Source organism: Parasaccharibacter sp. TMW 2.1888, assembly GCF_023167265.1.
In the GTDB taxonomy this organism is placed as follows: domain Bacteria; phylum Pseudomonadota; class Alphaproteobacteria; order Acetobacterales; family Acetobacteraceae; genus Bombella; species Bombella apis.
This window is the reverse complement of record NZ_CP030979.1, coordinates 1193391-1206483: the sequence shown is the minus strand read 5'-3', so window position 1 is coordinate 1206483 and position 13093 is coordinate 1193391. Positions and strand designations below refer to the sequence as shown.

Annotated in this window: 9 protein-coding genes and 1 pseudogene; 1 reads left to right on the top strand and 9 read right to left on the bottom strand. The window is 61.5% G+C overall.

Annotation, left to right across the window (positions count from 1 at the left end):
- Positions 1-66: 66 nt before the first annotated feature.
- From DTQ13_RS05520 to rph, 9 genes and pseudogenes are all read right to left on the bottom strand, one after another.
- On the bottom strand, positions 67-2316 hold the full coding sequence (locus DTQ13_RS05520) for a TonB-dependent receptor (protein WP_408902125.1): 2250 nt from the start codon (positions 2314-2316) through the stop codon (positions 67-69).
- 131 nt (positions 2317-2447) lie between these two features.
- The gene (locus tag DTQ13_RS05515; protein WP_043558721.1) at positions 2448-3212 is read right to left on the bottom strand and encodes a sulfite exporter TauE/SafE family protein; all 765 of its coding nucleotides are present in this window, start codon (positions 3210-3212) and stop codon (positions 2448-2450) included.
- A 160-nt stretch (positions 3213-3372) separates the two neighbouring features.
- Positions 3373-5244 carry an adenylyl-sulfate kinase gene (gene cysC / locus DTQ13_RS05510; protein WP_043558723.1) on the bottom strand — a complete coding sequence of 624 codons (1872 nt, stop codon included), beginning with the start codon at positions 5242-5244 and terminating at the stop codon, positions 3373-3375.
- A 13-nt stretch (positions 5245-5257) separates the two neighbouring features.
- Positions 5258-6052: a sulfate adenylyltransferase subunit CysD gene (cysD, locus tag DTQ13_RS05505; RefSeq protein ID WP_043558821.1), complete on the bottom strand. Its 795-nt coding sequence runs from the start codon at positions 6050-6052 to the stop codon at positions 5258-5260.
- A gap of 65 nt (positions 6053-6117) precedes the next feature.
- Positions 6118-6891, bottom strand: coding sequence for a phosphoadenylyl-sulfate reductase (locus DTQ13_RS05500; RefSeq protein ID WP_081847662.1), 774 nt, complete (start codon positions 6889-6891; stop codon positions 6118-6120).
- Between the two features lie 223 nt (positions 6892-7114).
- The gene (locus tag DTQ13_RS05495) at positions 7115-7822 is read right to left on the bottom strand and encodes an alginate export family protein (RefSeq protein WP_248460289.1); all 708 of its coding nucleotides are present in this window, start codon (positions 7820-7822) and stop codon (positions 7115-7117) included.
- Positions 7823-7980: 158 nt separating this feature from the next.
- Positions 7981-8634, bottom strand: a pseudogene (locus DTQ13_RS09205) (alginate export family protein); the annotation flags it as partial.
- Positions 8635-9005: 371 nt separating this feature from the next.
- Positions 9006-9626 carry an RdgB/HAM1 family non-canonical purine NTP pyrophosphatase gene (gene rdgB / locus DTQ13_RS05485; RefSeq protein WP_154981003.1) on the bottom strand — a complete coding sequence of 207 codons (621 nt, stop codon included), beginning with the start codon at positions 9624-9626 and terminating at the stop codon, positions 9006-9008.
- Positions 9626-10348 (bottom strand): ribonuclease PH, encoded by a 723-nt coding sequence (gene rph / locus DTQ13_RS05480; protein WP_248460288.1) that lies wholly within the window; start codon positions 10346-10348, stop codon positions 9626-9628. Before rph ends, rdgB begins: the two co-directional genes overlap by 1 nt.
- Positions 10349-10522: 174 nt before the next feature.
- Between rph and DTQ13_RS05475 the strand changes: the two genes are divergently transcribed.
- On the top strand, positions 10523-13081 hold the full coding sequence (locus DTQ13_RS05475; protein ID WP_248460287.1) for a penicillin-binding protein 1A: 2559 nt from the start codon (positions 10523-10525) through the stop codon (positions 13079-13081).
- Positions 13082-13093: the final 12 nt, after the last annotated feature.

Here is a 13093-nt window from a genome sequence, read left to right as displayed (position 1 = left end):
CCCACCAAAAAGAAACCACCCAACCATATCTCTACAGGATGGCAGCCCTGTGATGATGTTCCATCGTCACAGGGACAAGGCAACGCCCCCCATCACGCTGCGCCGCAGACCATATTGCGGGGCACCAACACCGACCCCACTGCCATCACGCAACATGTATCGCCGGTCGAACAGGTTGATGACATCCAGCCGCAGCTGCATGGTGTGTCCGCCCAGCCAGGGCATATGCCGTAAAGCCTGCACCAGCCCCAGATTGAAGGTGACATATTGCGGCACATGCGCCCCATTGGGGATGGTACCTCCGGCTGTTTCCCTGTCCTTCCGCAGGCCGCTGCCATAAATCATGGTGCCCGAAAACTGGAGGGGATGATTCGTCCTGTGGAAAAAAGCATAGGAGCCACCGGCAGAGGCCGTGATCAGCTGGTCATGATCCAGATGGACCCAGTGATTCCTCATGTAGTGGAGGTCGTCACTGTCAAAATTCCACTGGGCTGACGTAATCTCCTTGCCCGTGGCCCGTGACACCGCCAGATTGCCGTAGAGGGTCAGGGGGCCCGTGCTGTAATCAGTCGTCAGCTCCACACCACGGACACGGCCCCGGTGATAATTGAACGCTGTCAGAATGACAGGGGCGCCGAACTGCCCTTCATCAATCAGGTTTTTCGCCTGCTTCCAGTACGCATCCAGCCCGACATGCCAATGGCGTGTCAGCTGCTGCATGAAGCCGACATCATAATAATTGTCCTGCTCCGCCTTCACACGATCATTCTGATAGTTGGCCGGTGCGGCGGATGTCCCCTCAAAACGGTCCAGAGATGTCGTGCCAATCGTCTCGAAAGGCGGAGGTGTCAGATAACGTGCATATCCCACATGGAACCGCCCGCCATGCCATGGTGTCCAGACCAGCGACACACGGGGGCTGAGCTGGTGGGCATGAACATATTCCTCCACACCATCAAACCGTACCCCTCCATTGAAGACAAGAGACCGTGCAAGGTGCCATTCATCCTGGAGATAGACCCCGTACAAAGCACCCGTCTTGCCCGATGAATCATGCACTTTCACGGTCTGGGGGCTGACAGTCCCTTCTTCATCAACCGGATAGACCAGTGAGCTGCTCTTGCTCACAGCACGCTCGCCATAAGCCTGCACACCTCCCCGCACGGTATGCGTGCGATTGACGTGCCATGTCACATCACTCTGCACACCGCTGGAAAACACCGACCGGGCTGCCTGCTGGGCAAGGCCGTTATAGACAAGGTCCCCCACCCAGTCGGGTGAGTAGCGCATGGAACTGTACCGCAGGATGGCGGATGTCTGGGCACTGACCTTCTCATGGTCTTCCTGCCAGGAGAGGATGGCGAAATCCGTGATCTGCTGCTGGTGTTCATCCAGATGGCTGCTGTCTGGCGCATCCTCCTGCACAGGCCGATTGTCCGCCTTGAAAAGCGGCGTGGCAAACTGGTGCTGCTGGCCGGGATTGTTGGGCAGCTGATACCAGGCATTGGAAAGCCCCGCCGTCAGGCTGAAGCGTGTTTCCGGCCGGAGAGTATACCGCAGATGCCCCAGAACATGATACTGGTTGGAGAGGTCGTGAATGGCATTGTAACTGGGGGTCGTGTTCTCGATCCCCACCCGATTGTGAACGGCATCTGCCGTGATGAAGCCATCCCACTGCCCCCAATGCCCGCCATACTGGATGGCAGGCTGCACATAGTCCCGCACGCCACCATAACCAGAGAGGGTTCCGCCTTCATCCGACACGCCGTTCTTCGTCTGGATGTCGATCACACCGGCCTGCCGGAAGCCGTACTCCGCTGGCAGGACACCGGTCGTCAGGCTCATGGAATGGGCAAAGCGGGTCATCAGAGCCTGCCCAAAAACGCTCACACCTTCCGGCAGGGCCACACCATCCAGCCGAAACTGGACATCATTATGATCTCCCCGGATGTGAATCTGCCCGTAACTGTCCTGCGCCACGCCGGGAGCCTGCAACAGGATGCTGTTCAGCGGGGCATTGTCGGCACCGGGATTGGCCTCGATGGCCTTGCGGGAAAAATTCGTCTGCGTGGCCCCGATGGCAGGCTGAAGAGCCGCACGGGCCTGATCCAGCCGCCGGGCCGTGACGTGAATATGCTCCTCCCTGCTGTCCACCTTACGGACAGACCCATCCCCCCCATTCTGGGGCTGGTCTCCCGTGGATGTGACTGACGGCTTCCCGCCTGTCTCCACATCACCAGCCTGGGCTGCCTGAGACAGCGTGCCAGACGCCACCAGGGCCAACACCGCATAAATGGCTCCACCCCGTCCCATCATCACCATGATGTTCTCCAGTCCTCGTCATGCTGGTCTGATTGTTCATCGCAAGTTATGTTATAACATAACATATGTGAAGCCATTCTTTTCCGGTGCCCATAAAAAAGGCCGGGACATGTCCCGGCCTTTCCTCAGATCATCTTCACGCCAATCAGCAACAACAGAGTTCCCAGAATGAGCCGCTGCCAGCGTTCCGGGCATCGCCCGGCGCAATGGGTACCAAGCCAGATGCCCGGTAGGGAGCCACTCAGCAGGAGCAGCAGGGTCGGCACCATGACGTCCCCTTCCACCCAGTGGCCTGCCCCGGCAATCAGTGTCAGGGGAATGGCATGGGCAATGTCGATGGCCACGAGTTCACGCAGGGGCAGGGTCGGATACAGCATCACCAGCACGGCCATGCCGATGGCCCCGGCCCCGACGGAGGACAGGCTGACCATGCAGCCCAGCACGAAACCCAGCACGACCGTCAGAACCCGTGACTGTACCGGTCCCCCCAGCTGATGCCGCAGCACCCACGCTTTAAGCGTCGGACGGAACAGGATGGCCGGGGCCGTCACCAGCAGGCAGATGCCCAGCGACAGGCGGATGACATGCGCCATCTCCTGCGGCGACCCCAGATGCCGCAGCCAGAGCAGAGCCACCGCCACACCGGGGAGGCTGCCTGCCATCATCCACAGCACAATGGACCAGCGTACCGGCCCGCACCGCCTGTGCAGGACTGTCCCGAACAGTTTCGTCACGGCGGCATAGACGAGGTCCGTCCCCACGGCAGCCTTGGGGTGGATCCCACACAGCAGGATGAGCAGCGGCGTCATCAGCGATCCGCCACCCACGCCTGTCATGCCGACCAGAAACCCGACCAATGCGCCGGAGATGACATAAGCCAGATGCCCCATCACCTTATCCTTCTCCCAGAACGGAAAGAGCCTTTTTCAGACAAAGCCTCCCCCACCGGCATTTTCCTGCTGGAAAAACCGGGTTCCTGTTCCATGTTCTTTCAGAAACCGGGGCCCGCCGGGCCTCACCTCATGGAGGAAGGCCCGGCAGAACCGTCTGTCAGCGCACGACCTTATGAACGGCGTCCGTCAGGTGCCGTACGCTCCGGGCCACGTCACCATCACCGGGGACGACAACATCCGGCTTTTCCGGTGCTTCATAAGCCGAAGACACACCCGTAAACTCGGCAATCCGGCCTTCTTCCGCCTGAGCATACAGGCCCTTCGGGTCACGGCGGCGGCACAGTTCGGGGGCCGTATCCACAAAGACCTCGTGCCAGTCTTCCCCGATGATCGCCTTGGCCATCGCCCGGTCCCGGATGAGCGGAGAGACCAGAGCCACCAGCACGATCTGCCCGGCATCCGCCAGAATACGGGCCACATGGGCCACACGGCGGATATTCTCCCGCCGGTCTTCCGGCGAGAAGCCAAGATCGCTGCACAGGCCGGAGCGAACCGTATCGCCATCCAGCACGGTGACATGCAGCCCCTCACGGCTGAGGGCCTCCTCGGCATGGCGGGCGATGGTGCTCTTTCCGGCACCGGGCAGACCGGTCATCCAGAACACGGCCCGACCATGCCCCCGCAGACCAGCCCGGACGGCATCACTCACGCCGCTGGCTGTCGGATGGATGGCCTTGGCTCCCTCCGGCAGGGCCGCCGGACCGATCAGCGGGGCACCGCCAACGATCTTCTGATGACGGTCCACCAGAACACCACGCCCGTCCGGCATTCCCGGCGCAAAGGGATCGAAGAGGATGTTGCGGGCCACGGCGAGGGTGATCTCGGCAAAGCCGTCCGGTGGCACCTCATCCGCCGGACTCAGGCTGAGATCATCAAGGTCCACCACGGCATCAATGGAAGCCACGGTGACATCATGTTCTGCCGTGGCCAGACGCAGCCGGAAACTCTCCCCCACACGCAGCGGCTCACCACGCAGCCAGAACAGCCGTGTCCTGAGACGGGCGGCCTTCAGCGGGGCTGCGGCTTCATCACCGGCAGGGAACAGCAGGTCCCCACGATCCGGCACCAGATCAGGCTCCAGCCGCAGGGCGATGGATTCACCAGCTCCGGCCACAGGATGATGCGGAGCATGCCAGCGGCAGACCTCGGCCACGGTGGCCTCCTGCCCCTGCCCGCCAATTTCCAGCCGGTCTCCTTCCCGCACCGTGCCACGCTCGATGCGTCCCGCCACATAGCGGATGCCCTCGAAACGATACACGTCCTGCACCGGCATACGGAATGGCAGGGCATGACGGGATGCCGGAGGCTGGATGAGAGACAGGGCCTCCAGCAGGGTCGGCCCCCTGTACCAGTCGGCCTTTTCAGAACGTGTGGCGATATTGTCGCCATCCCGTGCCGAGGCCGGAATGACCTGGTTGACGTTGATCTCCAGCCGCCCCAGCAGCTGACGGATGTCACCTTCCACCTGCTTCAGTCTGGCTTCATCAAACCCGATGCTGTCGGCCTTGTTCAGCAGGACGATCACATGATTGATGCCGATGAGCCGCAGCAGCATGGCGTGGCGGCGTGTCTGCTCCCGCACACCCTCGGCGGCATCCACCACCAGCACGGCGGCCTCGGCATCGGCAGCACCGGTAATCATGTTGCGCAGGAACTGCCGATGGCCCGGCGCATCCACGATGACGAAATCCCGGCCATCCAGCTGGAACGGAATGCGGGTGGAATCCACCGTCACACCCTGATCCCGCTCGATCTGGAGGGAATCAAGCAGGAAGCTCCACTCCACGGCCAGACCACGCTTCCGGCTGCTTTCCACGATCTGGACGAGGCGGCCATCCGGCAGGCTGTCCGTATCATACAGAAGGCGGCCAATCAGGGTGGATTTGCCGTGATCCACATGGCCCACGATCACGATCGGCGTGCTGACACCGTGACGGACCTGCGATGATGGTGAATGAGTCTGTGTCATCGAAAAAGTCCCCTCACAGATAACCGGCAACACGGAGACGCTCGAAGGCATCTTCCGATTCATGATCCATGGCACGGCCCGCACGCTCGGAGGTACGGCTTGTCTCCAGCTCGGCAATCACTTCCGCCACGGTGGAGGCATTGCTCTCGATCGGGCTGGTGATGTCCTGATCGCCCAGTGAGCGATAACGCTTGCCATCCTTTGCAAAATAGAGGTCCACGAGCGGAATCTTCTCACGCTCGATGTACCGCCAGATGTCCAGCTCCCGCCACGCCAGCAGCGGATGGACACGGACATGCATCCCCTCCTCGTAAGGCGTGGCGTACTGGTCCCAGAATTCCGGTGGCTGGTTGCGGACATCCCACTGGTGACCGGCACCACGGGGACTGAAGACACGCTCCTTGGCACGGGTGGCCTGCTCATCACGCCGGATGCCCGCAACAACACCCCGGAATTTGTGCTGGTCGATCAGGTTTGCCAGACCAGCCGTCTTGCGGGCCGCAGACCGGGCCGCCGGTGGCAGGGAGGGGTCCATGTCCTCGACCGGGGGACACTCCCCGAGAACAAGGTCCAGATTCCACTTTTTGACGTACTCATCCCGGAAGGCATACATCTCCGGAAATTTCTTGCCCGTGTCCACATGCATGACAGGAAAAGGCACATGCCCCATGAAGGCCTTGCGGGCCAGCCAGACCATCACGTTGCTGTCCTTGCCCAGTGACCAGAGCAGGGCCAGGGGCTTCAGCTTGCGGTAGGCCTCCCGCAGGATGAAAATGCTCTGGGCCTCAAGCTGGTCCAGACCATCCATGATATGTGCGTCTTCCAGAGCCATGACTGCTCCCTTTCCTTCCTGATGGGCCATGCGGCCCGGTCTTATCGTGCGGGCCGCTCTGCAATCAGGGCAGCAGCTGAGATTTCTTCCACATTGGCGTCGGGCGGTGTGGAAACAGGCCGATGCAGGCCACATTCCGTCTTGGCCAGTCCGGCCCAACGTCCGGCACGGCTGTCCTCTCCCGCTCCCACGGGCCTCGTACAGGGTTCACAGCCGATGGAGCGGTAACCCTGCGCCACCAGCGGATGCGGCGGGAGGGCTTTCTCCTCCATGAAACGGGCGATCTGCGCCTCGCTCCAGCCAGCCAGAGGATTCAGCTTCACACTGCCATCCTCCTGCCGTTCCGCCACGGGCAGGGCCGCCCGGGTGGCCGCCTGCATCCGCTTGCGGCCTGTCACCCAGATGTCGAACTCCGGCAGAACCACCTCCAGCGGTTCCACCTTCCGCAGGGCGCAGCAGGCATCGGGGTCGAAAGCCACAAGCTGGCCCTCCGGGTCCCGATACTCCACCTCGGCACGGGCAGGGCGCAGGGTGCGGACATCCTCCAGCCCCAGATGACGGGTCAGCTCATCCCGATAGGCCAGCGTTTCCGGGAAATGCCGCTCCGTATCGAGAAAAAAGACAGGCACGGCTCTGTCCTGTGCCGCCACCTGCGCCAGCAGCACGGCAGACTCGGCACCGAAAGAAGAAATCACCGCCACACGGCCCGGAAAACGGGCCAGAACGGAGGACAGCACACGGCCCGTTTCCTCCTCCGAGGCAGCCACGTCTTCCTGCCGGGGCAGGGCCTGGAACTCATCGTCCGATATTGCCATGTGATCTGCTCCCTTCGGAAAATACGATAAGAAAGAAACTAATTACATATTTAACGGGCTTCAATGATGATTTTTGATAAATCATCAATTTTTCAGGATATAAGAATGTCATTATGAGCTTTCCAAAGAATCAGGAAGCCTGACCTCCGGCAGGAAACGGCGGAAAATCGCCTCTGAGACCGCCATTCTTTTTCACAATACAAAATCGTATTTATCAGAAGGCTCAGAAACGCAGCGTGAGGGTCGAGAGCATGTAGGTCCCGTTCTTCCCCCCGGCCTGCCTCATGCGATGTGTCAGCAGAATCGCTCCCCCATCAATCTGCCAGTTGACGTGCTGCTGAAGCTGGAACTGCACCTGCCCCTGCGGCTGCAACCCCACGGCCCGCCCGGCCTGCCGCAGCTTCGGCCCTGAAAGGAAAGAAAAGGGCGATGATGAATTATACAGCCCGTCATTCATGCTCTCCCTCCAGAGGTAAGGCACCCGGATACGGATGTTCATGAAAGGCCGGGGTGCGATGCTGGCCAGCGGGCCGGCACTCACGATGTTGGCCCTCGCAATGGTGCGTGTCAGGTCGAACGTTCCATTACGGGGTGAGAACGGAGCCGAGAACGTGCCCACGGTTCCCTCTTTCCGGCGATTGTCTCCTCCGCTGTAAGCCTCCGCCTGCACGCCCAGAAAGGGATGCAGAAAGGATGAGGAATGACGCCAGCCCAGCACGCCCCGCACGGCCCAGGCACTCACGGGACGGCTGGCAATGGATGACGTGCCGGGATGGAACCGTCCCCCCTGATACACGCCCCCCAGCTCATATTCGAAGGACGGTGCCGAACCATACCAGCGGAAGCCACCATTCTGTCGTGTCTGCGTTCCCGCCTCCGACCCTTTGTAACGGGCCACGGCTGCCGTTTTCCCCTCATCACGGAAACCCATCCAGAAGAGGTCCAGAAAGGAATGGACCTGCTCCCCCCAATGGAAAAGGGCCGCAGGGCGATCCCGACATTCCCCCCATAAAGGCGGGTGCCATCATCAAACCCGCCCCCCATGATGGTATCCCTCGTCACCTGTGTAGCGACAAAATTGTACAGGTCCAGCCTGATCCGGTTCCACAGCGCATAGCCACGGACACCATTCCACGAAAGCGGGACGTTGGGAGTTTCCCGCATGTAGACGAGCCATGAAGGAGCATCGAGAAACTGCTGCCGCCCGACCATCACGCCGGTCTTTGCACCGAACAGTTTACGCTCATACCCGACAAAGAGCTGCTGCACCCCCAGCCTGCGCCGCCATGTCGCATTATAGCCGTAATAGTTCCATCCGGCCGCCTCACCATTGTTCAGCTGCCCGAATATCCGCCAGTGCGGGCCAAGGTGAAGGTCCGCCCCCAGCAGGTTGCGTACCGTAAACCGGCCGGAATGACGCCTGTTCACCGTCCCCAGCATGGGGCTCGACTCATACCAGTTGCGTATCCGGGATTCACCGGAAAGCGACAGCCAGATGCTGCCCGACTCATTGAGGCGGATGGCCTTCAGGGGATCAAGAAAATCCGTGTAATTCCTGGGGTCTTTCTTGCTGCTCCAGTCCTCGGCCCAGGGGGCGACCCCGTAGACACCAACCGGCCCGAACCCGGCAAATTCACCATTCCCCCAGTTGAAGGCTCCCCAGTCTCCCTGATGCCGCTTGCGGGACCGGTTCTCCTCCAGCGTGACACGGCGTGGCTGGCCGATCACCCCGGCTCCCGGCATGGTCTCCACGGCAGGGGGAACCTTTTCAGTAACCTGCGCTTCCGCCTGTCCCAGCCCTGCAGCAACAGACAGTACGGCAAGAACTACCGGGGACCGCAAAAACCTGCCCGTCCGCCCCAACAGGCTGACACACCTCAGAGACAGGTCCGGTCTTTCCTGCATCGTCACTCGCCACGATGGCCTGCCTGTCTGCATGAGCGGCTCACTTATTACTTTAAATAATAGTTATTTTTATTAAATCTCATTTTATTACCCATGTGAAGACGTGAATTAACTTTTCTCTCATCCATCACGTTCCCATGGCCAAAAAAAAGATGGGCACAGCCACCAATGGTGCCGTACCCATCCCCTACACACAGCCACTATTACAATCAGGCTACGCACTCTTTCAGAAACTGCTGCATCGCCTGCCCACGATGGCTGAAGCGGTTTTTCTCCGTTTCGGCCATCTCGGCAAACGTGCGGCTTTCTCCTTCAGGAATGAAGATGGGGTCATAACCATGCCCATGCGTCCCCCTCGGTGGCCATGAGACCTGCCCCCGACACTCACCCCGTACGAAGCGATGCGTCCCATCCGGCCATGCCAGACACAGCACCACCACAAACGACGCTGCCTTGTCAGCCGACCCGCTGGCCTGCATCTCCTCATGCACACGGTTCATCGCCAGTATCATGTCCCGCTGCGGGCCTGCCCAGCGGGCAGAATAGACGCCCGGTCTGCCATCCAATGCCGCCACGCAGAAGCCGGAATCATCGGCCAGTGCCGGCAGGCCCGTTGCCCTGGCAGCGGCTTCCGCCTTGATGAGCGCATTGCCCTCAAAGTCGGCAGCCGTCTCTTCAGGCTCTGGCAGGTTCAGTTCGGCAGCCGAGCGGACCGTGATGCCGCTCTCTGCCAGCAGGAGAGAAAATTCCCGCAGCTTGCCTTCATTGTGACTTGCCAGAACAATCTCGCTGCCACGCTCCAGACGGCGGCCAGAATCCTGCCCGCTCATCATGCACCTTTCTTCCTGCGGGCCAGGGCCTCCTTCTGTACGGCGAACAGCTCCTTTGTACCTTTCTGGGCCAGACCAAACAGAATCTGGAATTCTTCAGGCCGGAAGGGTCGTTCTTCTGCCGTACCCTGAATTTCCACGATGCCGCCATCAGCGGTCAGAACGAAATTGGTATCAGCCTGTGCCGTGCTGTCTTCCGCATAATCAAGGTCCAGCACCGGCCCGGCATCCGTCAGCCCGCAGGACACGGCAGCCACCTGCCCCGTCAGCGCCTTCGACTTGCCCATGCCTTCCAGAGCGATGGCCAGAGCCACCCACGCCCCGGTAATGGAGGCACAGCGTGTGCCGCCATCGGCGTTCAGCACGTCACAGTCCAGCGTGATCATGCACTCGCCCAGAGCCTTGAGGTCCACACAGGCCCGCAGGGAACGGCCGATGAGACGCTGGATCTCCTGCGTGCGGCCGGACTGCTTGCCACGGGCGGCCTCGCGGGAACCACGGGTGTGGGTGGCACGGGGCAGCATCCCATATTCCGCCGTGACCCAGCCCTGGCCCTGCCCCCGCAGGAACGGCGGCACCCGTGTCTCGACGGAAGCGGTGCAGAGCACCTCCGTCCCGCCGACACGGATCAGGGCGGACCCTTCCGCATGAGTGGAAAAACCGGTCTCGATGGTAACCGGGCGAAGGGCGTCGTCAGTACGGCCGGAGGGACGTTCGAACATGAAACAGCTTCCTCGAATCTCTTCAGAAAATCCACATGGGCGGGACTGGACCAGCCACCCCATGACAGGGCACCACCATAGGCAGCCCCCGTCCCCTCGGCCATACCCACCCATAAAAAACAGGCAACACTCTGCTTCTTCCCGTTCTTTTGCAGGCCATGTTATAGGGAGGGCATGAAGCGTTCCCCCATGCTGCCAGACAGCCCGCCCTCACCATCCCAGAAGCCCCGTTTCCGCCGCTGGCGGTTTCTGCTGGGGGCTGCCCTTGGCATCGGTACGTTTGGCGTTTCTGCCGTCATTCTCACAGGGGTGGGACTGTATGCCCATCTCAGCGCCAATCTGCCCAGCGTGGACGCTCTCCAGCATTACAAGCCGCCCGTGGTCAGCCGACTGTACACGGCCGATGACCAGCTCATGGCGGAGCTGTCCCACGAGCGGCGCATCTATGTGCCCATCCGGGCCATTCCCCCGCTCGTCCGCAATGCCTTCATAGCGGCGGAGGACCAGAATTTCTATTCCCATGGCGGCGTGGACCCGCTGGCCATGCTGCGGGCGGGCGTGACGGACATCTTCAGCATCCTCACCCATCAGGGCAAACGGCCTCTGGGGGCCTCGACCATCACCCAGCAGGTGGCCAAGGTCATGCTGCTGAACAACAACAGCCTGACCATCGAACGGAAGGTGCGGGAAGCCCTGCTCGCCATGCGGATCGAGCACACGCTTTCCAAGGACCGGATTCTGGAAATCTACCTGAACGGCATCTATCTGGGGAACGGAGCCTACGGGGTCGAGGCGGCGGCGCAGACCTACTTCAACAAGACGCTGGACCAGCTGAGCGATGCCGAGGCGGCGATGCTCGCCAGCATGCCCAAATCCCCCAGCAACTATAATCCGTTCCTCCACCCCAAAGCGGCCATGTGGCGGCGCAACTGGGTGCTGGACCGGATGGGCGAAACCCACGCCATCCCTGCCGATGAAGCCCAGCAGGCCAAGCAGGACCCGCTCGTGCCGCAAGGGCAGGTGCGCTTCGGTCCACTTGCAGGGTCCGAATGGTTCGCTGCGGAAGTCCGCCGCCAGCTGACATCCCTCTATAATGAGGAACAGACAACGGAAGGCGGGCTGGACGTCCATACCAGCCTCGACCCGCACCTCCAGCAGGTCAGCACGAAACTGCTGCGGGAAGGGCTGATGGCCTATGCCCGCACCCATGAGGGCTGGCACGGGGCTGTCGGCCATCTGGACGGTGACGCCATGGCAGACTGGCAGGGCAGCATGGCCCGGCAGAAAAATCCGGCTGGCATGCTGTCCACATGGCGTCTGGCCGTCGTCCTCTCCACAACACCAGCACCCCGTGTCGGCTGGGTGAAGGCGCATGAGGCCCACACTGCCACGCTTCGCAAGACAGACGAAACATGGAGCCGCCGCACCCATCCGCTTCAGACGGGTGACCTCGTGATGATCGAGCCGCAGGATGACGGCTCCGCCGCCCTGGAGCAGATTCCGCAGGTGGAAGGGGCGACCGTTACGCTGGATGCCCATACGGGGCGTGTCCTGGCCCTCGTGGGGGGCTGGTCCTTCCAGCAGAGCCAGTTCAACCGTGTCACGCAGGCGCAGCGCCAGCCGGGGTCTTCTTTCAAGCCGCTGGTCTATCTGGCAGCGATGGAACGGGACATTTCCCCCTCCGAAACATTCGATGATTCTCCCATCAGTTTCGGAGACTGGAAGCCACAGAATTACGAACACGACAACTGGGGCCCCACCACCCTGCATGATGCCCTGCGGGAAAGCCGCAACCTCGTGACCATCCGTGTGGCGGCCCATCTGGGCATGAAGGCCGTCAGCGACATGGCCGTACGGTCCGGCATGGTGGACAACATGCCACCCTACCTGCCCGCTGCCCTCGGAGCCGTGGAGACCACCGTCCTGCGGGAGGCCGGGGCCTATGCGGCCATCGCCAATGGTGGCCACAGCATCACCCCCAGCCTGATCGACTACATCCAGAATCCTGATGGCACCATCATCTGGCGCAACCAGGCCAACCGGCGTACCGTGACAACAGAAAACGGGATGCCCGTCATCCATGATGGCCGTCCGGTCCTGGCCTCGCCGCAGAGTGCCTTCCAGATCACCACCATGATGCGGGATGTCATCGCCCGAGGCACGGGCGTACGGGCTGGCGTGGGAATCGACCGCCCCATCGCCGGGAAGACCGGTACCAGTCAGGACTATCATGATGCCTGGTTCGCCGGGTTCTCTCCCGACACCGTCACCGTGGTGTGGATCGGCTATGATGCGCCCCGCAGCCTGGGCAAGAATGAAACAGGCGGCCATCTGGCCGGGCCGATCTGGAACGGCATCATGAAGGCCGTCTTCGCCACCCGGCCCCGGCTGGAGTTCCCCGCACCGGACGGCATCACGCTGGCGGAATATGATACAGGGCGCATCCGTGCCACGGATGCCTTCAAACCGAACCAGATTCCGGGAGCCTCCGTGCCGCTGCATGGTTTCGGAGCCGGGACACAGGCCCTTACCGCTGCTGACACCGGTGCGGACATGATTCCTGATTCCGAGACGGACATGCCCAGCTCCAGCCCGTCCAGCAGTGGTACCATCACCGACCCGCTGGATGGAACCATGCCCTCACATGCCCCTGCTTCCCTGCCTGCGGCACTGCCCCAGGAGAAAGCAAACCCGGCAGAGGGAGGTGACATTGGCGTCGGTGGTCTATACTAAGGCAGCAACATC

What these genes read in the sequence shown, in the direction of transcription:
- DTQ13_RS05520 (WP_408902125.1), bottom strand. Translation starts at nt 2,316, where the DNA reads ATGATGGGACGGGGTGGAGCCATTTATGCGGTGTTGGCCCTGGTGGCG.
- DTQ13_RS05500 (WP_081847662.1), bottom strand. Translation starts at nt 6,891, where the DNA reads ATGGCAATATCGGACGATGAGTTCCAGGCCCTGCCCCGGCAGGAAGAC.
- DTQ13_RS05495 (WP_248460289.1), bottom strand. Translation starts at nt 7,822, where the DNA reads ATGGGTTTCCGTGATGAGGGGAAAACGGCAGCCGTGGCCCGTTACAAA.
- rdgB (WP_154981003.1), bottom strand. Translation starts at nt 9,626, where the DNA reads ATGAGCGGGCAGGATTCTGGCCGCCGTCTGGAGCGTGGCAGCGAGATT.
- cysC (WP_043558723.1), bottom strand. Translation starts at nt 5,244, where the DNA reads ATGACACAGACTCATTCACCATCATCGCAGGTCCGTCACGGTGTCAGC.
- DTQ13_RS05475 (WP_248460287.1), top strand. Translation starts at nt 10,523, where the DNA reads ATGAAGCGTTCCCCCATGCTGCCAGACAGCCCGCCCTCACCATCCCAG.
- rph (WP_248460288.1), bottom strand. Translation starts at nt 10,348, where the DNA reads ATGTTCGAACGTCCCTCCGGCCGTACTGACGACGCCCTTCGCCCGGTT.
- DTQ13_RS05515 (WP_043558721.1), bottom strand. Translation starts at nt 3,212, where the DNA reads ATGGGGCATCTGGCTTATGTCATCTCCGGCGCATTGGTCGGGTTTCTG.
- cysD (WP_043558821.1), bottom strand. Translation starts at nt 6,052, where the DNA reads ATGGATGGTCTGGACCAGCTTGAGGCCCAGAGCATTTTCATCCTGCGG.